Annotated in this window: 25 protein-coding genes; 10 read left to right on the top strand and 15 right to left on the bottom strand. The window is 64.0% G+C overall.

The genetic code is table 11. The features are described 5' to 3' along the window. Nucleotides 1-29: 29 nt before the first annotated feature. The 7 genes from LB571_RS05875 to LB571_RS05845 form a co-directional block, all read right to left on the bottom strand. Nucleotides 30-1,328 (bottom strand): DUF6638 family protein, encoded by a 1,299-nt coding sequence (locus tag LB571_RS05875; RefSeq protein WP_224592877.1) that lies wholly within the window; start codon nt 1,326-1,328, stop codon nt 30-32. A gap of 67 nt (nt 1,329-1,395) precedes the next feature. Continuing rightward, complete coding sequence (locus LB571_RS05870; RefSeq protein WP_015316039.1) at nt 1,396-1,803, bottom strand: endonuclease domain-containing protein; 408 nt, start codon at nt 1,801-1,803, stop codon at nt 1,396-1,398. A 69-nt stretch (nt 1,804-1,872) separates the two neighbouring features. Next, nucleotides 1,873-3,783 (bottom strand): AAA family ATPase, encoded by a 1,911-nt coding sequence (locus tag LB571_RS05865; RefSeq protein WP_224592875.1) that lies wholly within the window; start codon nt 3,781-3,783, stop codon nt 1,873-1,875. A gap of 24 nt (nt 3,784-3,807) precedes the next feature. Continuing rightward, on the bottom strand, nt 3,808-4,953 hold the full coding sequence (locus LB571_RS05860) for a hypothetical protein (protein WP_224592873.1): 1,146 nt from the start codon (nt 4,951-4,953) through the stop codon (nt 3,808-3,810). Between the two features lie 40 nt (nt 4,954-4,993). Further along, nucleotides 4,994-6,082: a hypothetical protein gene (locus LB571_RS05855; protein WP_140665129.1), complete on the bottom strand. Its 1,089-nt coding sequence runs from the start codon at nt 6,080-6,082 to the stop codon at nt 4,994-4,996. A gap of 318 nt (nt 6,083-6,400) precedes the next feature. Then, the gene (locus LB571_RS05850) at nt 6,401-6,790 is read right to left on the bottom strand and encodes a c-type cytochrome (protein WP_224592869.1); all 390 of its coding nucleotides are present in this window, start codon (nt 6,788-6,790) and stop codon (nt 6,401-6,403) included. Between the two features lie 130 nt (nt 6,791-6,920). Next, nucleotides 6,921-7,532: a thymidine kinase gene (locus LB571_RS05845; RefSeq protein WP_140617670.1), complete on the bottom strand. Its 612-nt coding sequence runs from the start codon at nt 7,530-7,532 to the stop codon at nt 6,921-6,923. 262 nt (nt 7,533-7,794) lie between these two features. Here LB571_RS05845 and LB571_RS05840 point away from each other — a divergent pair, with 262 nt between their 5' ends. The 3 genes from LB571_RS05840 to choV all read left to right on the top strand — a co-directional run bounded on the left by LB571_RS05840 (nt 7,795) and on the right by choV (nt 10,898). Continuing rightward, complete coding sequence (locus LB571_RS05840; RefSeq protein ID WP_023781406.1) at nt 7,795-8,730, top strand: choline ABC transporter substrate-binding protein; 936 nt, start codon at nt 7,795-7,797, stop codon at nt 8,728-8,730. Nucleotides 8,731-8,865: 135 nt separating this feature from the next. Beyond that, complete coding sequence (gene choW / locus LB571_RS05835; protein ID WP_140665124.1) at nt 8,866-9,720, top strand: choline ABC transporter permease subunit; 855 nt, start codon at nt 8,866-8,868, stop codon at nt 9,718-9,720. Further along, entirely contained in the window at nt 9,717-10,898 is a 1,182-nt protein-coding gene (choV, locus tag LB571_RS05830) for a choline ABC transporter ATP-binding protein (protein WP_015316047.1), read from the top strand. The genes choW and choV overlap by 4 nt, the downstream gene beginning before the upstream one ends. A 112-nt stretch (nt 10,899-11,010) precedes the next feature. On the opposite strand, the gene LB571_RS05825 is transcribed toward choV, so the two are convergent. Beyond that, nucleotides 11,011-12,420 carry an ATP-binding protein gene (locus LB571_RS05825; RefSeq protein ID WP_140617672.1) on the bottom strand — a complete coding sequence of 470 codons (1,410 nt, stop codon included), beginning with the start codon at nt 12,418-12,420 and terminating at the stop codon, nt 11,011-11,013. Beyond that, nucleotides 12,417-13,133: a response regulator gene (locus tag LB571_RS05820; protein WP_015316049.1), complete on the bottom strand. Its 717-nt coding sequence runs from the start codon at nt 13,131-13,133 to the stop codon at nt 12,417-12,419. The genes LB571_RS05825 and LB571_RS05820 overlap by 4 nt, the downstream gene beginning before the upstream one ends. A 271-nt stretch (nt 13,134-13,404) precedes the next feature. Between LB571_RS05820 and LB571_RS05815 the strand changes: the two genes are divergently transcribed. The 4 genes from LB571_RS05815 to clpS all read left to right on the top strand — a co-directional run bounded on the left by LB571_RS05815 (nt 13,405) and on the right by clpS (nt 14,948). Further along, a complete protein-coding gene (locus LB571_RS05815; RefSeq protein WP_015316050.1) occupies nt 13,405-13,704 on the top strand; it encodes a hypothetical protein in 300 nt (99 codons plus the stop codon). A gap of 38 nt (nt 13,705-13,742) precedes the next feature. After that, the gene (locus LB571_RS05810) at nt 13,743-14,036 is read left to right on the top strand and encodes a hypothetical protein (RefSeq protein WP_140617674.1); all 294 of its coding nucleotides are present in this window, start codon (nt 13,743-13,745) and stop codon (nt 14,034-14,036) included. 162 nt (nt 14,037-14,198) lie between these two features. Continuing rightward, a complete protein-coding gene (locus LB571_RS05805; RefSeq protein WP_224592867.1) occupies nt 14,199-14,513 on the top strand; it encodes a hypothetical protein in 315 nt (104 codons plus the stop codon). 129 nt (nt 14,514-14,642) lie between these two features. Beyond that, nucleotides 14,643-14,948 (top strand): ATP-dependent Clp protease adapter ClpS, encoded by a 306-nt coding sequence (gene clpS, locus LB571_RS05800; protein ID WP_015316053.1) that lies wholly within the window; start codon nt 14,643-14,645, stop codon nt 14,946-14,948. A 102-nt stretch (nt 14,949-15,050) separates the two neighbouring features. Here the strand turns inward: clpS and LB571_RS05795 are convergent, their stop codons facing one another. Genes LB571_RS05795 through LB571_RS05780 form a run of 4 tightly spaced genes read right to left on the bottom strand, consistent with a single transcriptional unit; the run spans nt 15,051 to nt 21,970 of the window. Further along, nucleotides 15,051-17,123, bottom strand: a complete 2,073-nt coding sequence (locus LB571_RS05795; protein ID WP_224592864.1) for a hypothetical protein — start codon at nt 17,121-17,123, stop codon at nt 15,051-15,053. Between the two features lie 58 nt (nt 17,124-17,181). Next, nucleotides 17,182-20,004 carry a DUF4159 domain-containing protein gene (locus LB571_RS05790; RefSeq protein WP_224592861.1) on the bottom strand — a complete coding sequence of 941 codons (2,823 nt, stop codon included), beginning with the start codon at nt 20,002-20,004 and terminating at the stop codon, nt 17,182-17,184. Further along, complete coding sequence (locus LB571_RS05785) at nt 20,001-20,966, bottom strand: DUF58 domain-containing protein (RefSeq protein WP_140617678.1); 966 nt, start codon at nt 20,964-20,966, stop codon at nt 20,001-20,003. The genes LB571_RS05790 and LB571_RS05785 overlap by 4 nt, the downstream gene beginning before the upstream one ends. Further along, on the bottom strand, nt 20,966-21,970 hold the full coding sequence (locus LB571_RS05780; RefSeq protein WP_023770308.1) for an AAA family ATPase: 1,005 nt from the start codon (nt 21,968-21,970) through the stop codon (nt 20,966-20,968). Before LB571_RS05780 ends, LB571_RS05785 begins: the two co-directional genes overlap by 1 nt. Nucleotides 21,971-22,128: 158 nt before the next feature. On the opposite strand from LB571_RS05780, the gene LB571_RS05775 reads away from it, so the two are divergent. Genes LB571_RS05775 through LB571_RS05765 form a run of 3 tightly spaced genes read left to right on the top strand, consistent with a single transcriptional unit; the run spans nt 22,129 to nt 24,649 of the window. Continuing rightward, nucleotides 22,129-22,758, top strand: a complete 630-nt coding sequence (locus tag LB571_RS05775) for a DUF1285 domain-containing protein (protein ID WP_224593036.1) — start codon at nt 22,129-22,131, stop codon at nt 22,756-22,758. After that, nucleotides 22,758-23,390 (top strand): CoA pyrophosphatase, encoded by a 633-nt coding sequence (locus tag LB571_RS05770; RefSeq protein ID WP_140617851.1) that lies wholly within the window; start codon nt 22,758-22,760, stop codon nt 23,388-23,390. The genes LB571_RS05775 and LB571_RS05770 overlap by 1 nt, the downstream gene beginning before the upstream one ends. Beyond that, on the top strand, nt 23,387-24,649 hold the full coding sequence (locus tag LB571_RS05765; protein ID WP_140665109.1) for a CCA tRNA nucleotidyltransferase: 1,263 nt from the start codon (nt 23,387-23,389) through the stop codon (nt 24,647-24,649). The genes LB571_RS05770 and LB571_RS05765 overlap by 4 nt, the downstream gene beginning before the upstream one ends. A 6-nt stretch (nt 24,650-24,655) precedes the next feature. Here the strand turns inward: LB571_RS05765 and LB571_RS05760 are convergent, their stop codons facing one another. Together LB571_RS05760 and LB571_RS05755 are read right to left on the bottom strand one after the other, a co-directional pair. Continuing rightward, nucleotides 24,656-24,841 carry a DUF1059 domain-containing protein gene (locus LB571_RS05760; RefSeq protein WP_015316061.1) on the bottom strand — a complete coding sequence of 62 codons (186 nt, stop codon included), beginning with the start codon at nt 24,839-24,841 and terminating at the stop codon, nt 24,656-24,658. Between the two features lie 187 nt (nt 24,842-25,028). After that, entirely contained in the window at nt 25,029-25,289 is a 261-nt protein-coding gene (locus LB571_RS05755) for a DUF1344 domain-containing protein (RefSeq protein WP_015316062.1), read from the bottom strand. Nucleotides 25,290-25,363 lie beyond the last annotated feature (74 nt).

Here is a 25,363-nt window from a genome sequence, read left to right as displayed (position 1 = left end):
GTTAGAACGGAATGACGGTTCATATCGTTCTAGTCGGTCAGGCCGTAGAGGCGTGTGCGAAACGCCACCTTTTCCTTCAAATATGTGGTTTTCAGAACGTCCACAACATGCGATCGCCAAGCGTCGCTGAAGCCGTCATAGTCCTTGTAGAAGCCGTCCTTGTTGAAGATGTAGCGCGACACGAAGTCCGACGGCACGAAATCCGAGATCAGCCGGTTGGTCAGCCAGGCGTCGGGATGATCAGGCTTGGCGCGGACCACCAGGAAGCGCTGCTGCGGGAAGACGTCCTCGATCTTGAGGTGGCCGAACTGGGCGATCTCGCGCTTGGCGGCGTTGAGGAAGGGAAAATTGCCGTCCCTGGTGATCAGGTCGGCATGGCCCTGGATCCAGGTCTGCAGCCAGACCTTGTCGACGTCGGTCAAATTGCGGTTCGGCTCGGCGTCGCGGATCAGCGCGCGCACGACCATTTCAGCGCGGTGCTCGAGATAGCCCGAGGTTTCGATCCAGGAGGCGCGCGGCAATTCGATGCGCCCGGTGGCGGCCAGGAATTTGAACACCTTGTCGGCGTCCTTGATGGAGAGATAGCTCACCTGCCAGGGCCGCGAGCGGCGGAAACCTGGAGCCGCCGGATCGCTGATCACCGTCGTCATGTCGGGATCGACGAACACGTAGAGGCCGCCGAAATGGCTGGTCCAGTACGCGTTGTGGCGGAAGATCACCTGGTCGGGCACCAGCGCGTTCTCCCTGATGTCGCCGCAGACCTTGGCGAGTTCCACCATGCGGGTCAGCATGGCATTGTCGCGCCAGGCGTCGGGCTCCTGCTTCAGCCGGTCGACGAGCTTGCCGAGTTCAGCGGCCTTGCCCAGCACGTCCTCGGCCGACAGCACCTTGAACTCGACCTGGCTGATCGACAGCAGGTCCTCGATGTCGTTGACCTTGGGAACGGAATCCTCGATCTCGCCGTAGATCACGTCCTTGATGGTCAGCGCGTCTATGGCGCGCTGGTTCCTGGACATGAATTCGAACATCAGTTGCGAGGTGTTCGAGAAGGCCGTGTGCACCACCGGCAGGTCGATCTGCGACGGCGTCAGGATGATGAAGCGGCGGTTGACCTCGTTGGGATCGAGATAATCGTAGTCGCCACACTCCTCGGCCACTTCGGGCGAAAAGCCGGTGCGGTCGATCTGGAAACTCTTCAGCCTGGTGGGCTTGAGTCCGAAAGCGGCCAGAGCCTTGTTGTAGCGCTGGATGAGATGCGGCTCGTCGACCGTGAGCAGCCGGCCGTAGATGAGCTCGTTGTCACGAAGGAGGTCGGGTTTTTTGCTCATCTTGCCTTCTCCCCGTTCACGGGGAGAAGGTGCCCGAAGGGCGGATGAGGGGCGGCGCAAACGCTCATCATCTCGTCTCCAAGATTGAAGGCAGAAACTTCGCGTCGATGCCAATCATCTTCTTGTTCAGCCGACCATCCACGGCCGCAACGATGGTTTCCAATACGCTCTTTCGGCCGCTCAAAACATCAGCGTGCCAAATCCTCAATACCGACCAACCATTAGCGTTCATCGTTTCGTCCCTGTAGCGATCCCGGGATCCACCTGCATGCTGGCTGCCATCGACCTCCACGACCAGATTAGCCTCACGACAGGCAAAGTCGGCGAAATAGGGCCCGATGGGCAGTTGGCGAATGAATTTGTGGCCATTCAATCGTCGCCCACGCAGTTCATGCCAGAGCTTTTCCTCGGCATCGTTCTCGATTTTCCGAAGCTCGCGGGCTCTTGCCACCTTGGGCTCGTTTCCACCACGCATGGCGCTGCCCCTCATCCGCCCTTCGGGCACCTTCTCCCCGTGAACGGGGAGAAGGAAGAAGAGCTCGCCTCACGCATTCCACAGACCCTTCTTCTTCATCTCCTCCATCTCGCGCGCTGCGCGTTCGCGCAGCCTTGCGTCGCGCAGCAGCTTCTCCACCGCGGCATCGTCGGACTTGTCGGAATAGCGGAACTCGGAATCGGCGTAGCGGTTGATCTCCTGCATGACCATGGCAAGCGAGAACGGCCCGCGCAATTCCTCGATCATCGCCTTCTTGTCGTCGTAGCTCTTGTGCATGAAAGCTTCCGGCTTTTCGAACCAGTCGTCGGGAAGCTCGATGTCCATGGCACGCATCTTGATGGCGTCGGTGACGTTCTTGATGGCGCGGCCGGTGAAGCGCGGCTCGGCATCCTTGATCAGGTGCAGGTAGGTGCCGATGTCGGCCATGGTCTTGGGCGCGCCATTTTCCTTCATGTAGCGCTCGTAGACCCGCACCAGTCCGTCCTCCCGCGGCTTTTCATGCTCTTCATAGGCTTCGGTGACGGCGCGCTGGATCTCCTGCGCGGCGTAGAGTTCGTGCTTGCCCAGGGGGATTTCGTGGTTCTTGCCGGCGAGCAGCACGAAAATGTCGATATAGTCGTCGCGCGTCTGCGGCCCGTCGACCAGCCAGCGGGCGCCGGCGCGCTGGCGCAGCGCATCGTCGACATTCTCGGGATAGTTGGAAAACATGCCGAACGAGCAATTGCCACGCACCACGGTGGCAGCACCGGCGAAGGCGTCCATCAGCACGCCGGTGATCTCCTGCTGGCCGGCCGATGCGCGGTCGTCGGAACGGCGGGCGGCCACCTGGTCGATGTCGTCGATGGTGCCGAAGCCGATGACGCGCGGGTTCAACACATTGTTGATGAACTGGCGGCAGTTCTGGCCAGACTTGCCTTGGTAGGACGAAATCTGGTCGACGCCGAAATTTTCATAGGCAAAGGGGTAGCCGGCGACTTGGCAATAGCCGTTGACGAGGCCGGCGATCATCTGGATCAGCGTCGTCTTGCCGGTGCCGGGCGCGCCGTCGCCGATGAAGGTGAACAGGAAGCCGCCGAGCTCGACGAACGGGTTCAGTTCACGCTCGAAATCATAGGCCATCAGCATCTTGGCGAGCTTGACCGACTGGTATTTGGCGATGTGGTTGCCGACGACCTCTTCCGGTTTCTTGAAGGTCATCACCAGCGGCTTGGAGCGCTTGCCCGGCGCCACGTCGAAGCCGTCGAGGGTGAAGTCGTCGGCGTCGATGCGGATATGGGCGTTCTCGAACGGGCCGATGCCGTCGAAGCGGCTTTTGCGCGCCAAAAGCCCGTCGATGGCGACGCGGGCGAAGGCGCGCGCCCTGGTCGTCAGGTCGCCGTCGTCCTTCGAGCCCGCTATCGCCTTGTCGATGCCGGCCAGGATCGATTTCACCGCATCCTGGGGCGTGTCGAACAGGAAGTCCGGCTCGGGGATATCGTTCGGCGCCTCGCCGTCGCCGTCGATGAGCTGGAACAGATACGAGGCGAGGCTGAAGGCCGAAATATAGGCGGAAGCCGACAGCAGTTTCTTGAAGGTGGACGCCTCGTCGCCTTCGAGCGGCGCGCGGGTGTTCCTGGCCTGCAGGCTTTCGAGATCAGAGCCTTCGGCGAAGACGTCCGATACCGCCAGCGCGATCGCCGTGCCGCGCCGGGCGCGAAAGAGCAGCGTGTGCTGCGGGATGGTCAGCAACTGGTCGTCGGGATGAACGGCGCCGACCGTCTTCGACAGCTCGACCTCGCGGGTGCGGCGCACCGAACCGACCGAGACGGTGGAGACGAAGCGGCGGTTGGTGCCGGCCAATGCCGTACCGGATTCGCGCGATGGATCCTCCAGCACGACGATGCGGGTGATGAAGCTCTGCGCGGTGGCGCGGTGTTTTTCGATAGCCGCTTCCGGGATGGTGGTCAGGCCGGTGTCCATGAAGGGTGCTCCGTGGTGTGACGGTCAGACGTCTGAGATGACCTGCCCATTCGACAGGATGTGAACCTTGTAGCCGCCAAAGATCTTCTGTGCTTCGCCGGCGGCGTAAAGCGCCTGGTAGGCTTGGTGCGGGATCAGCGCGTGGTTTTCGTAGCTCGACACGCCTTGGCGGGCGGCTTCCAGGTCGTCGGTGTTGATGAAGAATTCCTGCGTCGTCTTCTCGCTGGAGAACAGGCCCTTGCGGCCGGGCTTCTCGCCCTTGGAATAGACTTCCTGGATGGTCCAGGTCAAAAGCCAGGCATTCTCGGGCTTGCGCACCTTGGCCAGCACTTCCGTCACCGTCGAGTTGTTGTCGGTGATGCCTGCCGAGTAGAAGGGGCCAAGCACCACCCGCCTCAGCTGCTTGGGGTGCAATGGCTCGAAATCCTTGTCGAGATTGACCGCGATGGTCGCCGGCGACAGCGTATAGGCCGAATTCTTCTCGGTGAAATCGTCGAAGCGGTGGGCAAGCTCGGGGTTGAGCAGGCCGTCGACGGGCAGCGGAATGTCGACCTTGTCGTTGAGCTTGCCGCTCCGGTCGACAAGCTGGCGGACCATGCTTTCCGAGGAATCCTCCACCGTCACCATATAGACCAGAGGCAGGTTGGCGCTGCCGTCGAAGCTTGCCCAGTGGACGAGGTAATAAGGCCGCGCCGTCTTCGGATTGACCGACACCTTGGCCGTCTGCGCCAGCGTGAACGGACCGAAGGTCTGCTCGCTCTTGACGTCTTCGAGATAGAGCCGCTCGGCCATCGATTTCTGCAGCGCCTCGGGAAACTCCTTGTGGCGCAGGATGAAGTCGGCCATCTCCTCGCGCAGCTCGCCGGCCTGGGGGATGTTGGCGAGCCGCGCATCGGCCTGCAGGCGGTCGTTTTCCAGTTCAAGCAGGTTCTGGAACACCGGGTAGCCGCTCTCGGCGCGCGAAATGCGGAACGTGTCCATGAAGCCCAGCCGGTTGCGCCAGCAGGAAAAGGACTTGTCGAGCCGAGCGATGTACTCGGCAACGATCTTGGCGACGATGCCGTGCCGGTAAAGCGGCGAGCGGTCGTCGCGCATGAACACTTCAAGGCCGCTGAGCGCGGCCGTGATTGCCGAGAAATACCGCGCCGCGGCGTCGTTTTCGGGGGTCATGCTGTCAGTCCTGGGATTGTCGCACCGATGCGCGCGGCAATTATGACTGCACGTAGTTGGCCGAATTGTGCTTCTTCAGCACCTCGTCGAAGCGGCGGGCAAAGGCATCGTCGGCCAGCTTCTTGCGGCGCTGGATGTCGGCGCTGGCGACCATGTTCTTCTCGTGCATCTCCAAGAGATCGCCGATGTGCTTCTGCGAGGCGGCGCCGATGCCGGCCATGGTTTCCTCGGCCGTGTTGTCGACCTGGCTGCCCAGCGTGTTGATCTTGTGGGCGACGTCCTGCTGGGCGGCGGTCTTCAGCGAGTCCTCGAGCGCCTTGTAGAGCACGATGCGCTGTTCGGTATCGATGGTCAGCTTGTTGATCAGCGTCGACTGCGCGGCGATCTGGTTGTTGAGCGAATCGACGAAGGTCTGGAACATCGAAGTATAGCGCTCCAGCGTCTGGCTTTCGGCCAGCAGCTCCTGCTCCTTCGCCTGCTTTTCATTGTATTCGGTGGCGAGCTTGGAACGCTCGCCCTCGAGCTGCGTGCGGTCTTTCTGGCTGGTCGAGGCGGCGATCCTGTTTTCGATGTCGAGCAGCATCGGATTGAGCTCCTCGATGCGCTTCTGCACGGTTTCGAGGTTGGTCATGGTGATCTTGCGGCGCTCGATAACCTGCGACAGGCTGGCCTCGGAGGTCTTGTAGCGCTGGTCGAGAATTTCCTTCTGCGCCTTCAATATGCCGACGATGGTATCGGACTTGGCCAGCAGCTCCTGCAGGTTGCCGGCGAGCGACATGTTGCGGACGCGATCGGTGCGCATGCGCTGCTTGCGCTGTGCCGAAAAAACGCCGACGAAGTTTTCCCAGCCGGTATAGTTCTTCATGCTCTCGAACTCGGCGCCGAAGACGTTGGTGGCGTCCTCCAGCCCGATGATCAGGTCGGCGATGTTGCCTTCCATCACCTTCTGCTGCTTCAGTACATCCTCAATGCGGGCGTTCTCGATGTCGAAATTGGCGTCGCCGATCTTCTTGTCGGCGGTTGCGAGCGTGTCGAGCACGGTGCCGGATTGCTCGATCTTGGTGCGCATGTCCTGGACGACCTGCTTGGTCTTGGCAATTTCGGCATCGAAATTCTGCAATGTCGCCATAGGGGCCTCCCGCTTCGGCTTCCGCTCGCTGGTTGCGAACAGCGGCGAATATATGTGGGGTATCAGGGGATTGAAAGACGTGAAGACAGTGGGTGGCGCGAAAACAAATATCCGGCCGAACCCTTGAAAGCCAGTGGAGCCGTGGTCATGACGTGATCAACTGGCAGGCCAAGCCTTGTTCAGCTGATTTTGAACTTTGATGCCGGCAAAGCAATCAATCCACGCGGAAGCGAATGGCTCCTAAACTCGACAACAACTGGCCATTTGCAGCCCCACCGGCGGCACAAGTCGGCCCGTCCGACGACGAACGGCGTCTGCTCAGGGTTTGGGGTCGGCCTTCAGATAGGCGACGACGTTGGCGATGTCGTCGTCATTGCTGAGGCCGCCAAAGGCCATCCTGTTGCCGGGCACCTTCAGCTTGGGCGATCTGAGGTATTCGGCAAGATTTGCCTCGTCCCAGACGAGACCGGCAGCACCCGCGCTCTTCATGGCGTCCGAATAACGGTCGAGGAAGCTTTCGGCGGTTCCCGCCTTGCGGCCGACGACGCCCATCAGATGCGGGCCGACCTTGTCGCGGTCGGACGCCGCCTCATGGCAGGCCATGCATCGGTTGAAAACATGTTTGCCCAGCACAGGATCGCTCCCGGCCCGGGCGGTAACGGAGGTGGCAAGCAAAAGAAGGCTGGCGGACAAGACGGCTCGAAGCATGGCTGACCCCGGGAGGCTCTGGCTGAGGGTGGGAAAATAGGGCGCTGGCCTTAACAAAGGCACCATAGAACGGCGCGGCCGACAAGAGGTGGCAGCCAGCTACCCACGCCGACGCCCCAGCGAGCCCCATTCAGCGGCTGATGAAGCCGATGAAGTCGTCCGGTGCCGCGCGGCCCATTTCCTCTTCCCAATGCCGGCGGCAGAGCGAGACATAGACGTCCTTGCCGATCGCCACCTGTTCGCCCTGCCTGGCCACCTTGCCGTCGGGACCGAGGCGCACGACCATCGTCGCCTTGCGGCCGCAGCGGCAGATGGTGCGCACTTCGCGCAGATCGTCGGCGATCGCCAGCAGCGCGCGCGAGCCGGGAAACAGCTTTCCCTGGAAATCGGTGCGCAGGCCATAGCACATGACCGGGATGTTGAGCCGGTCGGCGATGCGGGCAAGCTGCCAGACCTGCTCCTCCTCCAGGAACTGCGCCTCGTCGACAAAGATGCAATGCACCGCCGTGTGCTGGTGATGCTCGGCGACGCGGGCGAACAGGTCGTCGCCGTCGCGGAACATCTCGGCTTCCGTTTCCAGCCCGATGCGCGACGAGATCAGGCCGGTGTCACCCTTGCGGTAGTGGCCGGCGACGAACAGCATCGTCGTCATGCCGCGCTCGCGGTAATTGTACGACGCCTGCAACAGCATGGTCGTCTTGCCGGCATTCATCGTCGCGTAGTGGAAGTAAAGCTTGGCCATGCCGCTCTTTTAAGCCGACTTGCCAGGCCTCGGGGAGGGGCCGGCGCCGCATTCCCCTGAAAAAGCCGCCATTGCCGAGGCAGATTGCGCCTGGGCTCGGCGCGGAAAGCGTCAGCTGTGTCGCTGATGGGCCAGCCAGCGCCGTTGATCGTGATTGTCTTAGCGCTTGAAACCACTCCAGAATGGTGTTTGGCTGACGAACCAAGGCGGGCACAAAAACCGTAACTTCGCTTCGCCAAAGAATCGAAATGGGAGAATACAGATGTCGCGCATGAATTCCTTCGTCGCCGGCCTAGGCCTGGCGGCTTTCCTGTCCACGAGCGCCGCCTTCGCCGGCGATCCGGCAAGCTGCAAGGCGGTTCGCCTCTCCGATGTCGGCTGGACCGACATCCAGGCCACCACCGGGCTGGCCTCGGTGCTGCTCACCGCGCTCGGCTACGAGCCGCAGGTGATCCAGCTCTCGGTTCCGGTGACCTATGCGTCGCTGAAGAACAAGGACCTCGACGTCTTCCTCGGCAACTGGATGCCGTCGATGACCAATGACATCAAGGATTATACGGCCGACGGTTCGGTCGAGACCGTCAGCCAGAACCTGGCCGGCGCCGGTTACGGCATCGTCGTGCCGACCTATGTCGCGGATGCCGGCGTCAAGTCGCTGACCGACCTCGGCAAGTTCAAGGACAAGTTCAACGGCAAGATCTACGGCATCGAGGCCGGCAATGACGGCAATCGCATCATCCTCGACATGATCAAGAACCCGAAGGACAATCTCGACGGGTTCGAACTGGTCGAATCCTCGGAGGCCGGCATGCTGACGCAGGCCGAGCAGTCGATGAAGAGCAATGAGTGGATCGCCTTCCTCGGCTGGACGCCGCATCCGGTAATGGGCGCCATGAAGATCACCTATCTCGACGGCATGGGCGACAGCGGTTTCGGCGCGGCCACCGTCTCGACCAATGTGCGCAAGGGCTACATGACCGAGTGCCCGAATGTCGGCAAGTTCATCGCCAACCTGAAGTTCAATCTGGATATGGAAGGCCAGATGATGGACGCCATCCTGAAGGGCAGCGATGCCAACAAGGTGGCAACCGACTGGCTGAAGAAAAACCCGGATGCGGTCAAGCCGTGGATCGCCGGCGTGACCACCTTCGACGGCGGCGACGCTGCGGCGGCGGTCAAGACCGCGCTCGGAAGCTGAGCCGACTTTGATTTCGGCGTGACCGAAACAGAGGGCAGTCTTTGTGGAAAAGGCTGCCCTTTTTCGTATCCTGTGACAAGATGACGTCGCGACAGTACGGGGCCGAAGGCAGAGCTCTGGCAAACGAGGGGTGAGATGGATCCGATTTCCAAGTTCATGGTCGATCACAAGATCCCGATCGGCGCCTGGGGAAAGGCGTTCTTCGGTTTCCTTACCGACAATTTCGACACCGTCTTCAGGGCGTTCTCGAATGGCCTCAATTTTCTGCTCGACGGGCTGGTCAACATCCTGCTGATGGTGCCGCCGGTGCTGCTCGCTTTGGTGATTGCCGTCATCGCCTGGCTGCTGCAGCGTTCGCGGCCGCTCGCCATCGGCGTTTTCATCGGGCTGATCTTCATCATCAACCAGAACCTTTGGAAACAGACGGTGCAGACGCTGGTGCTGGTTGTCGCGGCGGCGGCGGCGGCGATGGCGATCGGCGTGCCGCTCGGCATCTGGGCCGCGCACAAGCCGAAGGTCTATCGCATCATGCTGCCGGTGCTCGACCTGATGCAGACGCTGCCGACCTTCGTCTACCTGATCCCGGTGCTGACGCTGTTCGGTCTTGGCAATGCGCCCGGCCTGATCGTCACCATCATCTTCGTCATCCCGACCGCGGTCCGGCTCACCCATCTCGGCGTCGTCTCGGTACCGAAGTCGATCATCGAGGCCGGCGAGGCCTTTGGCGCCACCAAGAGCCAGCTGTTGTGGAAGGTCGAGCTGCCCTCGGCGCTGCCCACCATCATGGCCGGTCTGACGCAGTCGATCATGCTGTCGCTGTCGATGGTGGTGTTCGCGGCCCTGATCGGCGCCGGCGGGCTCGGCACGGAAATCAACCGGGCGCTCGGTTCGCGCCGCATCGATCTGGGCCTTGAGGCCGGTCTCGCCATCGTCGTGCTCGCCATCGTGCTCGACCGGATGACCCGCATTGGCGTTGGAGGCAAGAAATGACCGTCGCCGTCGATTTCAGGAATGTCGATATCGTCTTCGGCGCCGACCAGGCCGGCTCGCTGGCGATGATCGACAAGGGCGCCACCCGGGCCGAAATCCTCGAGAAGACCGGCAATGTGCTCGGCTGCGCCGGCGCCAGCCTGACCGTGCATGAAGGCGAAATCTCGGTGCTGATGGGCCTGTCCGGTTCGGGCAAGTCGACGCTGCTTCGCGCGGTCAACCGGCTGAACGTGGTGTCGCGCGGCCAAGTGCTGGTGAAGGACGGTGACCGCACGGTCGATGTCGTCACCTGCGACGAGCCGACCCTGCGGCGGCTGCGCCAGAAGCAGGTGGCAATGGTGTTCCAGCAGTTCGGCCTGCTGCCATGGCGCACGGTGGAGGAGAATGTCGGTCTCGGCCTCGAACTCGCCGGCGTGCCGGATGCCGAGCGCAAGGAGCGGGTGCATCGCCAGCTCAAGCTGGTCAATCTCGACCAATGGTCGAACAAATACGCCCATGAGCTGTCGGGCGGCATGCAGCAGCGCGTCGGCCTGGCGCGTGCCTTCGCCACCGAGGCGCCTATCCTGTTGATGGACGAGCCGTTCTCGGCCCTCGACCCGCTGATCCGCACCAAGCTGCAGGACGAACTTCTGCAGTTGCAGGCGGAATTGAAGAAGACCATCATCTTCGTCAGCCACGATCTCGAGGAGGCGCTGAAGATCGGCAGCCACATCACTATCATGGAGGGCGGCCGTATCGTCCAGACCGGCGCGCCGGAAGACATCGTGCTGCGCCCCGCCAACGATTATGTCCGCGACTTCATCGCCAATGTGAACCCGCTCTCGGTGCTGACCGCCTGGAACGTGATGCGCGACCGCCGCGATCTCGAACAGGGCAAGGACGGCTGGGTGTGGCTCGACCGGCGCAAGACGACGCGCTTCAAGATCGACGAACACGGGCTGGTGGCGGCGGCCGAGCGCGACGGCAAGCCGGCCGTATGGGTGTCCTGCGCCGATGTCGAGGGCCAGCCGGAGGAGTTGGCGCAAGTGTTCTGGGCCAATCCCGGCACCTCGCTGAAGACCGTGATGCTGGCCATGCACCGGTCGCAGACCGCACCCGTGGCGCTGTTCGACGACCAGTCGCGCTTCGTCGGCGCGATCGGCATCCGCGACGTGCTGAGCGCGGTGCTGCGGCGCTGATGCATGTCGCCCAAAAGTGACCTCGGTTTTGGGAAGACGACATGCACAAAAACGAAGGCTAAAGCGCGTCGCCTGATCCGCTTCGACGCGACGCGCTTAAGGCGGCTATGTCCTAAGCCGCCATCGGCAGGCGCAACTCGGTCAGCAGGCCGCCGTCTGGATGGTTGGACAGGCGCACTTCGCCGCCCGCCGCGCGCGCGATGTTGCGGGCAATGGTCAGCCCAAGCCCGAGACCGCCGGTCTGGCGATTGCGGGATTGTTCGAGACGCACGAAGGAGCCGAAGACGGCGTCGATCTGTGCCTGGGGAATGCCCGGTCCCTCGTCACGGATGGCCAGCGTGATCGTGCCGTCCAAGCGGCTGAGGCTGAGATGCGCCTGCTTGCCGTAGGTGACGGCGTTCTGCACCAGATTGGTGACGCAGCGCTTGAGAGCCACCGGCCGCGCCATGCAGATCAGGCCTCGCGAACGGACGTCGTCATTGTCGAAGGACACGGTCTCGTAGCTGTCGGCGACCGATTCGACGAGCGACCAGAAATCGATCCGTTCGGCCTTCTCTTCCGTGACCTCGAATTTGGCGAAGTCTATCACGGAACTCGCGATGCTTTCGATGTCGGCGAGATCGTGGGCGAGCGCCTGGCGCGCCGGTGATCTGCGCAACAGCTCCAGGCGCAGCCGCATCCTGGTCATCGGCGTGCGCAGGTCGTGCGCGAGGGCCGCCGCCAGGTGCTCACGATCCTCGACATATTCGCGCAGCCTCGCCTGCATGGCGTTGATCGCCTTGGCGGCGGCGCGCACCTCGCGGCTGCCACTCTCGGCGATCGGCGGGCTCTTGAGGTCGTTGCCGATCCGGTTTACGGCGGTTTCCATCATCCGGTAGGGCGCGGTCAGCCGGCGCAGCGACCAGATCGACATGATCACCACCAGCCCCGCGATCAGCGAATAGAGCGGCAGGCTATCGACGCTCAGGATCGGGCCGACGGGCGTGATCGGTTCGGTGAAATTCAGCCATTGGCCGTCGGCGAAGCGCAGCGAAGCCGTCAGCTTGTCGCTCTGGGCGAAATCGGCGGCCAGCACCAGAAGATCCCGCTCCACCTGGCCGATCTCGGGTCCCGGTGCCGCGCCGCCGGCATCGTCGGCTTCGCGCGTCGCCGGATCGCGCCGCACGCGCGCGTCGGTGATACCGAACTTGGACAATCGGCCGACGAGAATGTCTTCCAGTTCGGCCAGTTCGTCGTCGCCAGCGATCGAGGAGGTGACGGCGGGCGTGTCCGAGACGGTGAGCGCGTAGGTGGAGTTGAACAGCCCGGTCGCCGTCGCCTTGCGCTCCTCCGGCGTGGCGTCGTGCATCAGCTGCACGAGCGAGAAGGCGCGGTCGTTGAGGCGGTAGAGGTCGACCACGTCATTGGCGGCGGCGCGGTCGCGCGATACGATATAAAGCGTCGCGACCTGACTGATCAGCAGGCCGGCAATGACGATCAGCAGCACCCAGACAGGCAAGGTCTGCGGCAGGAAACGTCTCATTCGGAGGTCGTCTCGGGCAGGAACTGGTAGCCGCCGCTGCGCACGGTGAGGATCAGTTTGGGCGTCTTGGGATCATCTTCCATCTTGCGCCGCAGCCTGGAGACAAGGATGTCGATGCTGCGGTCGAAGGAATAGTCGCTGTCGCCGCCGGACAGTTCGATGAGCTGATCGCGGGTCAGCACGCGCTGGGCGCTCTTGACGAAGGTCTGCAGGAGGTTGAACTCAGCCATGGTCAGTTCGACCCTGACATCGTCGGGCGCGGTCAGCCGCCGCCGCGAGCAGTCCATCGTCCAGCCGGCGAAGTGGTAAATCTGCTTGGTGGTGGCGCGCTTGGGCTCGGCGGCGCCATTGCGCCGAAGCACGGCGCGGATGCGGGCCAGCAATTCGCGCGGGTCGAAGGGTTTGGGCACATAGTCGTCGGCGCCCATCTCGAGCCCGACGACGCGGTCGGTCGTCTCGGTGACGGCGGTCAGCATGATGATCGGCGTCGTATACTGGGCGCGGATGTCACGGCACAGTTCCAGCCCGCTCCTGCCGGGCAGCATCACGTCGAGCACGATCAGATCCACCTGCGTGCGGCGCAGGATGGTTTCCATCTCGGTCCCGTCGGCGGCAACCGAGGTGTGCAGGCCCCGCTTCTGGAAGAACTCCTGAAGCAGGTCGCGAATGCCCTTGTCGTCGTCGACGATCAGTATGTGTGTCTCGGATTTCACAGCTGCCCTGTCTGGTTTGCCGGCCACGCCATTCTTGGCTGGTGAGCCACACGATAGAATTCGGGCCGTATGTTGGCCAGTGCCTTGCTTTTCAAGGAAGAATGAATTCCGCCTTCTCCACAACGGCCAGCTTGCGTGGCCCGGCCAGACACAATCCAGAAACAAAATTCTACAATCGGGAAAAACTCCTGAAAAGGTAGGCCGGCATAACGGTGCCGTGGCGGTCAGGTCATCGGCTGCGACGCTAGTCTCCGGGTTCACGGATAAACCGATGCCAAGATTGTCGATCAGTTTGTTGGGAGTTTTGCTGGGCCTTGGCCTGCTCACTGCCGCTGTCGACCAATCAGACGCAAAGGCGCCGCTGACCCGGAGCGAACGGTGCGCCAATCTCAGCCACCAATTTGATGAAGCCCTCGAAACCCATGCCACGGCAACGCAGGTCACCGCGGCAAAGGCACTTCAGAGAAAGGGCAACCGGTACTGCGCCGCCAAGAAACAGGCGCAGGGCATCCGGATGCTCGCCAATGCTTTGAAGCTGCTTGGAGTGACACCGAACGACCCGGTCCAGTGACACTCAAAACGACCCGCACAAAAAAGGAAAACGAAGCCATGAAAAAATCCCTCCTGTCCGCCCTTGGTCTCGCCGTCGCTCTCGCCTTCTCGATGCCCGTTCTCGGCAACGCTGCCGCGACCACGACCGCTGCCCCGGCCGCTGCCACCACGACCACCGCTCCGGCTGCCGCCGCGACGACCACTGCTCCGGCCAAGGCTGCTCCGAAGAAGGTCGCCAAGAAGACCGTTTGCAAGGTGACCAAGAAGCACAAGTGCCCGGTCAAGAAGGCCCCGGCGATGGCGGCTCCCGCGAAGGCGGCCCCTGCGAAGGCTGCTCCCAAGAAGCCCTGATCAGCTTCGAGGTTAGTTCTAGCAAGGCCGCCCCAGCCGCAAACCGGCTGGGGCGGCCTTCTGCCAAGGCATGATCGAAGAGCTGAACGCCGGCGGCTTCCAGCCACGCATCTCGATCGTGCTTAACCCGTTTGCAATGCCGGCCCCTGTAGGACAATCCGCATGAAGAAGCGGCTTTCGTCCATTTTTCGCTCCATGGTGATCGGCGGCCTGGTTGCCACCGGCGTCGCCAGGGTGCTGATTCTGCTCACCGCCAGCCCCGTGCCGGACCCTGCAAGCGGGCGCACCGAGCCTTCGCTGTTCGCACCGGCGATTTCCAGCAACTGGGATTACATCACGCCGGTGCAGGCATGGCTTTTGATCGTGCTCGCCGGTGTGACGCTGATCTGTGTAGCCGGATGGGCGATCGCGGCATGGCTGGAACGCCGGGCGGATGCCGACCCAACGCGCCGCGTCTTCGGCCGTCAGGGCCGTTGAACCGCGACCGACAATTCCCCACATGATCTTGAAGGACCGGGCCCGCCCGCCGACGGTCCGTAAATGGACGATCACTGCCGCCCGCGGCAAAATGCGGACTTAAGCTGATCGCGAAAACAGTCGGTTCGAATGCCTGAAATCACCACAAAACCGCGCACCAAGGTCAAACCGCAGACAGAGCGGCCGAAGCTCTACAAGGTCATCCTCGTCAATGACGACTTCACGCCGCGCGAATTCGTGGTGACGGTGCTGAAGGGCGAGTTCAAGCTTTCGGAGGACCAGGCGCACCGGGTCATGATCACCGCGCACCAGCGTGGCGTCTGCGTGGTCGCGGTCTTCACCCGGGATGTCGCCGAGACCAAGGCGACGCGGGCCACCGACGCCGGCAAGGCCAAGGGCTACCCGCTGCTGTTCACGACGGAACCGGAGGAGTGAGGAGGGGCTCGTCATAGCCTTGGTTTCGACGATTGGCGAAACCACTCGAGACAGCGTCGCTCTCCGCGTCACTACACGGGGAGAAAGTAAGAGCGCACTGCTCTATCGTCCCTCGCGGTACCACATCGAACCCATCGCCAGGAGCAACAGGCCCAGGCCAAGGAAGCCGCCGAACAGCGGCACGCGCGACACGGCCTTGAGCACACTGTCGTCGGTGGTGCGCAGGCCGATCCAGTCGCTGCCCGACGCCTCGCCGGCCGAGCGCACCGGCACGATGGAAGGCAGCGTCACGTCGCTGCCCGCGGCAGGCGCCAACCGGCGCACGCTGCCGCCGGTGGCTTCCGCCGGCGCCTTCAGCCGCTCCTGCGTGGAGACGACGTCGGCGAATTCCGGAGCGTTGACCGGTCCGACATGGGCAAGCGCGGTGAGATCGCCATTGGCAACCTGGAAGAGGCCGATCTCGCTGGTCTGGACGCTGCCGAGGAAGACGCCGGGCTCGGACTTGTCGAGCTTGACGGTGAGCGTCTTGCCGGAGGGGGTGATGATCTGCGCCGGGCCGGGATCGTCGGCCATGGTCTGGCGGCGGATCTCCAGCACCATGCCGCGTCCCTCGGCGGTCAGCCGCTCTTCCTCGAGTTCGGGCTCCTTCATCAGCCAGTGGGCGATGCGCCGGTAGAGCTGGACATGCGGGCCGCCGCCCTCGAAGCCGCGCGCCCACAGCCAGCCCTGGTCGGACAGAAGCATGCCGACGCGGCCTTCGCCCTTGCGGTCGAGCAGCAGCAGCGGCCGGTTGTCGGCGCCCTTCATCACCACTTCACCCTGCGGATTCTGCACGCCGATGGTGCGGAACCAGCGGCTCCAGTGCGGCGGCTCGGTGGCCGAACCGTCGAGGCCGCGCGTCACCGGATGACGCTGACCGAGTTCGGTTAGGCGGGGATAAAAGGCCTTGTCGACAACCTCGCCGGTCGGCATGGCCGGCAGCGCCGACATCAGCGGCGTGCGTGCGATCGAAGCCTCGCCGGCATATTCGGGACCGGCGGCGATCAGCAGCGCGCCGCCCTTTTCGACATATTCGGAGATGTAGTCGTAATAGAGGATCGGCAGCACGTCGCGGTGCTGGTAGCGGTCGAAGATGATGAGGTCGAAATCCTTGATCTTCTCGACGAACAGCTCGCGGGTCGGGAAGGCAATCAGCGACAATTCGTTGATCGGCGTGCCGTCCTGCTTTTCCGGCGGCCGCAGGATTGTGAAATGGACGAGATCGACCGAGGCGTCGGATTTCAACAGATTGCGCCAGGTGCGCTCGCCCGCATGCGGTTCGCCCGAAACGAGCAGAACGCGCAGGTTCTCGCGGATGCCGTCGACCAGCGCGATGGCGCGGTTGTTGGTGTCGGTCAGTTCGCCCGGCTCACGGTCGATGGCAAGTTCGATGATGTTGCGGCCAGCACCCGGGATGGTCACCTGCAGCGGCATGGCCTGGCCGACCGTGGCATGCTCGACCGAAACCTGCTCGCCATTGACCGAGACGCGCACATCGACCGGTCCGGTCTCGTTTTCGGTCGAGATGACGCGATAGCTCATGTCGAGCGGCTTGCCGACGAGGCCGAAACGCGGCGCGTTCTCGAAACGTATACGGCGGTCCTTCTCATGGTCGTTGCCGGTGATCAGGGCATGCAGCGGGGCGTTGAACTCGGGCGTGCCCGACGGCGTGTCATGCACCTCGCCGTCGGTGACCATGATGGCGCCGCCGATGCGCGAGGGCGGCACGTCGCGGAAGGCGCCTTCCAGCGCTCCGAACAGCCGCGTTTCCGTGCGCTCCTCGGCGGCGTCGGATTTGCCGGCCTCGACGACACGGACGTCGAACTGCTTGAAGCGGCCAAGACGCTGCTGCAACCCGGCCACGGCCTCGTCGGTCTGCCTGGTACGGTCGCCAATGTCCTGGCTCTGGCTGCGGTCGACGACCAGCGCGACGACGCTTTTCAGCGGCTCGCGCTCCTCGTTGAGGAATACGGGGTTGAAGAGGGCGGCGGCGAGCGCGAGCAGGGCGACCAGGCGCAGGACCGAGCCGCGCTGGCGAAACCACAGGCCGACGAGCGCCAGCAGCGCCAACGGTACCAGCACCAGGGCCAGCAGCGGCCAGGATAGAAGCGGTTCGAAGGAGATCGACCAGTTCATGCTTCATCCTCTCCGTTGTGGAGAGAGTTGACCCGCCGTGGAGAGTAAGAACGTCATCCTACTGCCCCAGCCGTTCGAGCAGGATGGGAACATGCACCTGGTCGGATTTGTAGTTGCCGGTCAGCATGTACATCATGATGTTGACGCCGGCGCGCAGCGCGTAGACCCGCTGCATCGGATCGTTCGGTACGGTCGGCAGCAGCGGATCGCCATTCTCGTCGACCGCCCAGGCGCCGGCGAAATCATTGGCGGTGATCATGATCGGCGATACGCCGTCACCGGTGCGCACCGGCCGGTTGTCGGCATTGCTGGCATCGAGCGATGCCTCGACCCAGAGCGGGCTGCCGGCGAAGCGGCCGGGAAACTCGGGCAGGATGAAGAAGGATTTGGTCAGCACATGGTCCGACGGCACCGGCTCCAGCGGCGGCACGTTCAAGTTGCCGAGGATGTCGCGAAGCCGCTCGGTCGCCGGGCTGGTGGAATCGGCGCCGATGCCGTTGGCGAACTGGTCGCGGGTGTCGAACAGCACGGTGCCGCCCTGCTGCATATAGGCGTCGATGCGGGCGATCGCGGCCTGGCTTGGCATCGGTGCCGCCGGATCGATCGGCCAGTAGATCAGGGGATAGAAGGACAGTTCGTCCTTCGAAATGTCGACGCCGGCCGGCGCCCCCGGTTCCAAGGCGGTCTTCTCGATCAGGAAGCGGGTCAGACCCTCGAGCCCGGCGCGGCTGATCGAATCGACACCCGGGACGCCTGTCAGCACATAAGCGATGCGGGTTTTCGAAATCGCCTCGATAGCAACCTGGTCGCCCGGCTTGGCATCATCGGCGCGCGCGACATCGGCATGGCCGAACAGTGCGCCAAGCGCGATCAAGACAGCGGCTGTGGTGGCGCCCGCACCGGCACGGCGGGGCCGGCGCGAAAACAGGCCGCCCATCCACAACACCGCCAGCGTGTCGAGCAGCATCAGCAACAGAGCCGCCGCGACCAGCGCGCCCTTCAGGTTGCGCGATTCATCGAAGGCGTACTGGACGGTGGTAACCGGGACCGTCACTTGCGGGCGCGCCAGCGGGGCGAGGGTGCTTGCGGCGTCGAGCAGATTGTGGGCGAAGACGCCGGTCTCCGAACCATAGAGGCCAGGCGGGTTCTCGAAGGTGACCGGCAGTGGTCCTGCGCCCGGCACCAGCGGCCGTGCATCCGGTGTCGGCGGCACCAGCGAGCCGTCGGCCGCGATCATCCGATAGGGCGCCAGCGACGTGGCAGCGGCTTCGGCATTGGCGATCGCCGCGCCCTGGTTGCGCGACAATTGCACGATGCGGCGCAGCATCTCCACGAAACTGCCCGATATGGGCAGGTTCGACCACGTCGCCTCGGGCGTGACATGGAACAGCACCAGCGTGCCCTTGCCCTTCTTCAGCCCGGTCACCAGCGGCGTGCCGTCGGCAAGAGCCGCCCAGGTGCGCTCGACGATGTCGGGTGTCGGTTCGGCCAGCACCTGCCTGGTCACCGTGACCTCGGTCGGCGGCGCCAGGTCGGCGAAGGGGCCGGCCTTGGGAAATTCGGTGACCGGCTGCGGCGAGGTCCATGACAACGCGCCGCCGAGCGAACGCTCGCCGGTGCGCAGGCGGACCGGCAGCAAATCGTCGTCATTGCCGGCGGCGGCCAGCCGCGAGCCGGCGAAACGCACGAGCGTGCCGCCATTGTCGACCCAGTCGACCAGTCTTTGCCGGACCTGTGCGGGAATGGTGCCGATATCGGCCATGACGATCATCGCCGGCTTCTGGTCGAGGATCTGCGGGATGGCGTCGGCGAGATCGGCGCTGGAGGGCTCGACCAGATCGGCGAAGGGCTGCAGCGCGCGCCTGATGTAGTAGAGCGGCGACAGAAGCGGCTGCGCCTGGTCGGCCTCGGCTTGCGACAACAGCCCGACGCGGCGGCGTTTGGAGCTTTCGTCGAGCACACGCACGGCACCCGCATGCCGTTCGCCATCGAGCGCAATCGAGGCGAAGTCGTTGCGCAATTCGAACGGCACCGCCATGGTGCCGGTGGCCGTGGCTTCGCCCGGCGCGAAGGTCAGGATCGCATCGGCGATGCGGCGGCCCTTGTCGTCGAATGCGCCGGCGGTGACCTGCGCCGGGGCGGGATCGCCGGGCGCGCGGATGGCGGTCAAACCAAAGCCATCAACCTGGTTTTCGGCTGATGTCAGGCCAGTCAGCGACAGCCGGTCGGCCACCGCCCAGACGATGCGGGCGGCATTTTTCGAGAACAGCGTGTTGAAGGCGGCCTCGTCGCCCTTTGCCCCCAGGCCATCGGCCAGCACGGCGACGCTGGCGCCTGGCAAGGTTTCCAGCATGCCGGCGACACGGGCATAGACGGCGGGCCGGTCGGTGGGGATCGGCCGCGGCTTGGCGGCGCGCAGCCGGTCGAGCGCGGCGGCGGCATCGAAGGGGCCTATCTCCGCATTGGGCTTTTCGGCGGTGAAGGCGATGATGACAGGCACGCCGTTCGAGCCGGCGTCCTTGATCAGCCGCTCGGCGGTGGCGACGCGCTTGTTCCAGTCGGCGGCACTCGCCCAATCATTGTCGATGACCAGGGCAAGCGCGGCACCCTCGGCCGGCAACTTTTCGCGCGGGTTGAACACCGGTTCGGCCAATGCCGCGACGACGAGGGCGGCCATCAGCAGCCTGAGCAGCGTCAGCCACCAGGGGCTGCGCTGCGGGGTTTCCTCACGCTTGAGCACACGGGCCAGGATCTTCAGCGGCGGGAACACCTCGGTCTGTGGCTTGGGCGGGGTGAGCCTGAGCAGCCACCAGATCACCGGTAGCGCCAGCAGGCCCCACAGCACCATGGGGGCACCGAAGGAGAGCGGCAGCCAGCTCATGCGACCGCCTTTCCAGGCTGATCGCCCTTGGCGATCAGCCTGGGCTGATCGCCGGCAATGATACCGGCATGCCCGCCATCGGCGGTCATCGCCATGTGCAGGCGCACCAGCGCGTCGGACGCGAGCCGGTCGGTGTGGTTGACGGTAAAGCTCCAGCCAAGCCGCTTGCACCAGCCGGCCAACTCCTGGCGGCGAGCGGTGTAGAGCAGGCGGTATTCATCGGCCAGCATCTCGGCGCGGCCGGCGGTCAGCTTGTCGCCGGTCTCGGGATCGGTGAACTCGGTGCGGCCGGCATAGGGGAAGGTTTCCTCGGCCGGGTCGGCAACCTCGATCAGATGGGCGCGCACGCCATGGCGGGCGAGCACGTCGAGCCAGGCCATGGTTTCCTCGACGGGGTCGAGGAAATCGCTGGCGATGACGATGTCGCAGAAGCGCCTGATGTTGGAGAGATCGGGTTTTGCCGGCAGTTCGCCGGCATGCATGAGCTGGGCGGCGATGCGCTCGGCGCCGTTGCGGGCGGTGAATGGATCGGTCAGATCAGGCCAGGCGATGCGTTCGCCGCTGCGTGACAAAAGCTCGGCCATGGCCAAGGTCAGCACCAGGGCGCGCGATTGCTTGGAAACGCCGGCTCCCGTCGATTTGTAGAGCATGGACGGCGAGGGGTCGGCCCACAGCCAGACGGTGTGGGCGGCTTCCCATTCACGGTCGCGCACATAGGTGTGGTCGTCGCGGGCCGAGCGGCGCCAGTCGATGCGCGAGGCGTCGCCTTCGACATAGGGCCGGAACTGCCAGAAATTCTCGCCGATGCCGCGCTTGCGGCGGCCATGCCAGCCGGCGATCACGGTGTTGACGATACGGCGTGCCTCGACCAGCAGGTCGGGAACCAGCGAAGCCCGCAACCGGCCTCGGGCGAGCGCATCGCGCGTCGCTGCCGGGGCCTGGACTTCGCCGATACGCGCCATCAAATGCCTTTCACAAGCTTCGCCACCACGTCGCGCACGCTGGTGCCCTCCGCGCGGGCGGCGAAAGTCAGCGCCATGCGATGCTGCAGCACCGGTTCGGCCAGCGCCCTGACATCGTCGACCGAAGGCGCCAGGCGTCCGTCGTAGAGCGCGCGGGCCCTGGTGCACAGCATCAGCGCCTGGCTGGCGCGCGGGCCCGGGCCCCAGGCGACATGCTTGTCCGTGTCGGCATTGCCCTGGCCCGGACGCGCCGAGCGCACCAGGGTAAGGATCGCCTCGACGACGCTTTCGGGTACCGGCATGCGGCGGATCAGTGTCTGGATCTCCTTCAGCCGCGCCGGCTGCAGCACGTTCTGGGCTTTCGCGTCCTCGACGCCGGTGGTTTCCAGCAGGATGCGGCGCTCGGCCTCGATTTCGGGGTACAAGATGTCGACCTGCATCAGGAAGCGGTCGAGCTGGGCTTCGGGCAGCGGATAGGTGCCTTCCTGCTCCAGCGGGTTCTGCGTCGCCAGCACATGGAAGGGGGAAGGCAGGTCATAGCGCGCGCCGGCAATGGTGACATGATATTCCTGCATCGCCTGCAGCAGCGCCGACTGCGTGCGCGGCGAGGCGCGGTTGATCTCGTCGGCCATCAGCAGCTGGGCGAAGATCGGCCCGGAAATGAAGCGGAAGGAGCGCTTGCCGGTCTCGTCCTGCTCCATGACCTCGGAGCCGAGGATGTCGGACGGCATCAGGTCGGGCGTGAACTGGATGCGGCGCGAATCGAGCCCGAGCACGACGCCCAACGTCTCCACCAGCTTGGTCTTGGCGAGGCCCGGCACACCGACCAGAAGCGCATGGCCGCCGGCCAGCAGCGCCACCAGCGTACGCTCGACGACGTTCTCCTGGCCGAAGATCACCCGGCCAACCCCGTCACGGATCCTGGAGATGTCGGCAAGTGCCTTCTCGGCCTCGGCGACCATGTCCGTTTCGCTGATCGGGCTTTCCTTGACCATCACGCTCATGCCGCATCGATCCCTTTGGTTGGAAATGCCATGGTTTGGAAATGCTGGCCCGCACCATACCATAGACTGCCGCGATTCGGCCTCGCGGAGCGCCTATGGTTGAACTTAAATCACAGACTTAGGCTGACAAGCGGAACAACAGTGACTATTTCGTGACGATGAGCGAACACCACGAACATCGCCAACAAAGCCTTACGCAGGCCACCGAGGCTCGGGGCCTCGAGGCGCTGATCTCGCGCGCTGCCCGCGCAGGCAAGGGCGCGGCGCCGGTCGAGCGCTGGAATCCCGACTTTTGCGGCGATCTCGACATGGAGATCAAGGCCGACGGCACCTGGTTCTACCTGGGCACGCCGATCGGCCGCATGCCGCTGGTGCAGCTTTTCTCCTCCGTGCTGCGCAAGGACGCCGACGGCAGGACCTATCTAGTGACGCCGGTGGAAAAAGTCGGCATCCGCGTCGCCGATGCGCCCTTCGTCGCCGTCGAGATGGATGTTTCGGGCGAAGGCGAGGATCAGGTCATCACCTTCCGCACCAATGTCGGCGACGTGATCGAGGCCGGACCGGAGCGGCCGCTGCGCTTCGTCGACGAGAACGGGACCGGCGGTTTGAAGCCGTATCTGCTGGTGCGCGGCAGGCTGGAGGCGCTTGTGGCGCGGCCGGTCATGTACGAACTGGTCGGGCATGGCGAGGAGATCGAAATCGACGGCAGGACGATGTTTTCGGTGCGCTCCAAGAACGCCGTGTTTCCGATCATGCCGGCCGATCAGTTGAAGCGGTTGAGTTCATGATGGACCAGGTATCGCCGGCGCCGTTTTCATCGGCGGATTTTCGCGCGCGCTTTGCCGCGCAGCCGGAGGCGCATGCCGGCGGCGACTACGGCGATCACCGGTTCAATCCCGGCCATCCGCGCCTCAATCCGGGCAAGCCGCTGCGCAACGCCGCGGTGCTGATCCCGGTGGTCGACCACGACGGCGAGGCGACGGTTCTGCTGACCAAACGGGCCGAAAAACTCCGCAATCATTCCGGGCAAGTGGCTTTCCCGGGCGGCACGATCGATGCGACCGACGCAAGCCCGGAAGCGGCGGCGCTGCGCGAGACCTTCGAGGAGATCGGCCTTGGCCAGGATCGCATCGAGATCATCGGCCGGATGCCCGATTACGTCGCCGGCAGCGGCTACCGCATCGCGCCGGTGCTAGGCATCGTGCGGCCACATTTCCAGCTGACCCTGAACGCGGATGAGGTCGACGCCGCCTTCGAAGTGCCGCTGCGCTTCCTGATGGACGCGGCCAACCACAAGCGCGACAGCCGCATCTGGAACGATCTCGAATGGTTCTTCTACGACATGCCCTATGGCGACCGGCGCATCTGGGGTGTCACCGCCGGGATCATCCGCACACTGTATGAAAGGCTCTATGCGTGAGTGTTTCGATCGCGGGCAGGGCGGACTGGCTCTTCGACAAGCATCTGCAGCGCCTGCTTGGCGCGCTCACCGAAGGCGGTGAAGAGGCGCGCATCGCCGGCGGCGCCGTACGCAACGTGCTGATGGGCCAGCCTGTCACCGACATCGACATAGCAACCTCTTGCCTGCCGCGGGAAACCATTCGCCGCGCCGAGGCGGAAGGCTTCAAAGCGGTGCCGACCGGTATCGAGCACGGCACCATCACGGTGGTCGCCGATGGCAAACCTTATGAAATCACCACCTTGCGCGCCGATGTCGAGACCGATGGCCGTCGCGCCAAGGTGTCGTTCGGGCGCGACTGGAAGCTCGACGCCGAGCGGCGCGACTTCACCATCAACGCGCTCTATGCGGAGGCCGACGGCAGCGTTGTCGACCTTGTCGGCGGCATCGCCGACATCGAGGCGCGCCGGCTGCGCTTCATCGGCGACCCGGAGGCACGCATCCGTGAGGATTATCTGCGCATCCTGCGCTTCTTCCGCTTCTTCGCCTGGTATGGCGAAGGCCGGCCCGACGCCGAGGGGCTGAAGGCCTGCGCCCGGTTGAAGGAAGGCCTCGCCCAACTCTCGGCGGAGCGCATCTGGTCCGAACTGAAAAAGCTCTTGTCCGCACCCGATCCCTCGCGGGCGCTGCTCTGGATGCGGCAGGCCGGTGTCTTGACCGCCGCGCTGTCGGAAAGCGAGAAATGGGGCATCGATGCGATCCACGGATTGACCAGGGCCGAGAAGGACCTGGGCTGGGCGGTGGATCCGATGCTGCGGCTGGAGGCGATGGTGCCGCCGGATACGGCGCGCATGAAGACGCTTGCGGAGCGGCTGAAATTCTCGACCGCCGAAGCGGATCGCCTGCGCCATTGGTCGATGGCAACCGCGGTCGAACCGAAGACGACCGAGGGCGAATTGGCGAAACGGCTCTATCGCGGCGACCGCCAAGGATTTGTCGACCGCCTGCGGCTTTCGCTTGCGGCGGCGCGGGTGCGGGCCGTCGAAGACAATGAAGCGCTGCTCGAAGCCGGCGGCTTTTCGCGCCTGCTTTCCTTTGCGCTCAAATGGAAAAGGCCCGAATTTCCGCTGCGAGGCGCCGATCTGACCGCGCTCGGCGCAACCCCGGGGCCGAAGCTCGGCGAGATCCTCAAGAACCTGGAAGCGGAATGGATCGATGCGAGTTTCACGCCCGATCGCGACGCACTGATCAAGCGCGCCGCGGAGGCACTTGAAGGCTGATGAGGATCATGCCGCGTCGCGGACCTTCTCAATTCGGGAGCGGATAGCCTCGATCATCGTCTCGCGGATGGTCGTTTCGCCATGTGTCTCACGCATATGCTCGACGGCACGGCGCATCACTTCGGCCTCCTCGCCGGCACGAGTATGCCACTCACAGCCGGGAACCAGCGACCCGCAGTGAAATTCCTTCATCGGATTTCTCCTTTTCCTCCGTGGAGCCTGCGAGGCTCCGGTACTTTTTTGGCTCATGATCCGACTTTTCCGATCATGGGCGGGGGTGAGAACCATAACACAGATGGTGTGATATTGGTTGCGGTCAACGGTGAAAGGGCGGAGCAGCGCTGCTCCGCCCTCTTACGCTAGCCCGGCGGGCAGGCCGTCACTTCACGATCTTGACTGCCTCGGCAACTTTGTCCTTGCCGCTCATGTCCCACGAAATTCTGACCTTCTCGCCGACCTTCAGGCCAGGATCCTTGAAGGTTTGGGGAAGCGTAAAAGACGATCCATTGTCGAGAACCAGGCTCTTGGCCGTCGCATCGAAGCTCTTGACCGTTCCGGTGGTGTGCTTGACGGCGGCGAACGCCACCGAACCGGAAGCAAGAAAGGCAGCCGCGGCAGCGGAAACAATGATCTTTCTCATGCTGATATACTCCTGGGAAAGCGGCCATCCTTTGACGAAGATGATCCGCATCGTCTTCGGGCCGTCCGGTCGCG

It is taken from the genome of Mesorhizobium sp. BR1-1-4, assembly GCF_020165375.1.
Classification (GTDB): Bacteria; Pseudomonadota; Alphaproteobacteria; order Rhizobiales; family Rhizobiaceae; genus Mesorhizobium; species Mesorhizobium australicum.
This window is presented reverse-complemented; position numbering and strand designations above follow the sequence as displayed.

What these genes read in the sequence shown, in the direction of transcription:
- LB571_RS05805 (WP_224592867.1), top strand. Translation starts at nt 14,199, where the DNA reads ATGAAGAAGCGGCTTTCGTCCATTTTTCGCTCCATGGTGATCGGCGGC.
- LB571_RS05860 (WP_224592873.1), bottom strand. Translation starts at nt 4,953, where the DNA reads ATGACCCCCGAAAACGACGCCGCGGCGCGGTATTTCTCGGCAATCACG.
- LB571_RS05825 (WP_140617672.1), bottom strand. Translation starts at nt 12,420, where the DNA reads ATGAGACGTTTCCTGCCGCAGACCTTGCCTGTCTGGGTGCTGCTGATC.
- LB571_RS05755 (WP_015316062.1), bottom strand. Translation starts at nt 25,289, where the DNA reads ATGAGAAAGATCATTGTTTCCGCTGCCGCGGCTGCCTTTCTTGCTTCC.
- LB571_RS05850 (WP_224592869.1), bottom strand. Translation starts at nt 6,790, where the DNA reads ATGCTTCGAGCCGTCTTGTCCGCCAGCCTTCTTTTGCTTGCCACCTCC.
- LB571_RS05870 (WP_015316039.1), bottom strand. Translation starts at nt 1,803, where the DNA reads ATGCGTGGTGGAAACGAGCCCAAGGTGGCAAGAGCCCGCGAGCTTCGG.
- LB571_RS05770 (WP_140617851.1), top strand. Translation starts at nt 22,758, where the DNA reads ATGGACCAGGTATCGCCGGCGCCGTTTTCATCGGCGGATTTTCGCGCG.
- LB571_RS05785 (WP_140617678.1), bottom strand. Translation starts at nt 20,966, where the DNA reads ATGGCGCGTATCGGCGAAGTCCAGGCCCCGGCAGCGACGCGCGATGCG.
- LB571_RS05815 (WP_015316050.1), top strand. Translation starts at nt 13,405, where the DNA reads ATGCCAAGATTGTCGATCAGTTTGTTGGGAGTTTTGCTGGGCCTTGGC.
- LB571_RS05840 (WP_023781406.1), top strand. Translation starts at nt 7,795, where the DNA reads ATGTCGCGCATGAATTCCTTCGTCGCCGGCCTAGGCCTGGCGGCTTTC.
- LB571_RS05795 (WP_224592864.1), bottom strand. Translation starts at nt 17,123, where the DNA reads ATGAACTGGTCGATCTCCTTCGAACCGCTTCTATCCTGGCCGCTGCTG.
- LB571_RS05780 (WP_023770308.1), bottom strand. Translation starts at nt 21,970, where the DNA reads ATGAGCGTGATGGTCAAGGAAAGCCCGATCAGCGAAACGGACATGGTC.
- LB571_RS05865 (WP_224592875.1), bottom strand. Translation starts at nt 3,783, where the DNA reads ATGGACACCGGCCTGACCACCATCCCGGAAGCGGCTATCGAAAAACAC.
- LB571_RS05845 (WP_140617670.1), bottom strand. Translation starts at nt 7,532, where the DNA reads ATGGCCAAGCTTTACTTCCACTACGCGACGATGAATGCCGGCAAGACG.
- LB571_RS05855 (WP_140665129.1), bottom strand. Translation starts at nt 6,082, where the DNA reads ATGGCGACATTGCAGAATTTCGATGCCGAAATTGCCAAGACCAAGCAG.
- LB571_RS05760 (WP_015316061.1), bottom strand. Translation starts at nt 24,841, where the DNA reads ATGAAGGAATTTCACTGCGGGTCGCTGGTTCCCGGCTGTGAGTGGCAT.
- LB571_RS05775 (WP_224593036.1), top strand. Translation starts at nt 22,129, where the DNA reads ATGAGCGAACACCACGAACATCGCCAACAAAGCCTTACGCAGGCCACC.
- clpS (WP_015316053.1), top strand. Translation starts at nt 14,643, where the DNA reads ATGCCTGAAATCACCACAAAACCGCGCACCAAGGTCAAACCGCAGACA.
- LB571_RS05875 (WP_224592877.1), bottom strand. Translation starts at nt 1,328, where the DNA reads ATGAGCAAAAAACCCGACCTCCTTCGTGACAACGAGCTCATCTACGGC.
- choV (WP_015316047.1), top strand. Translation starts at nt 9,717, where the DNA reads ATGACCGTCGCCGTCGATTTCAGGAATGTCGATATCGTCTTCGGCGCC.
- LB571_RS05790 (WP_224592861.1), bottom strand. Translation starts at nt 20,004, where the DNA reads ATGAGCTGGCTGCCGCTCTCCTTCGGTGCCCCCATGGTGCTGTGGGGC.
- LB571_RS05810 (WP_140617674.1), top strand. Translation starts at nt 13,743, where the DNA reads ATGAAAAAATCCCTCCTGTCCGCCCTTGGTCTCGCCGTCGCTCTCGCC.
- choW (WP_140665124.1), top strand. Translation starts at nt 8,866, where the DNA reads ATGGATCCGATTTCCAAGTTCATGGTCGATCACAAGATCCCGATCGGC.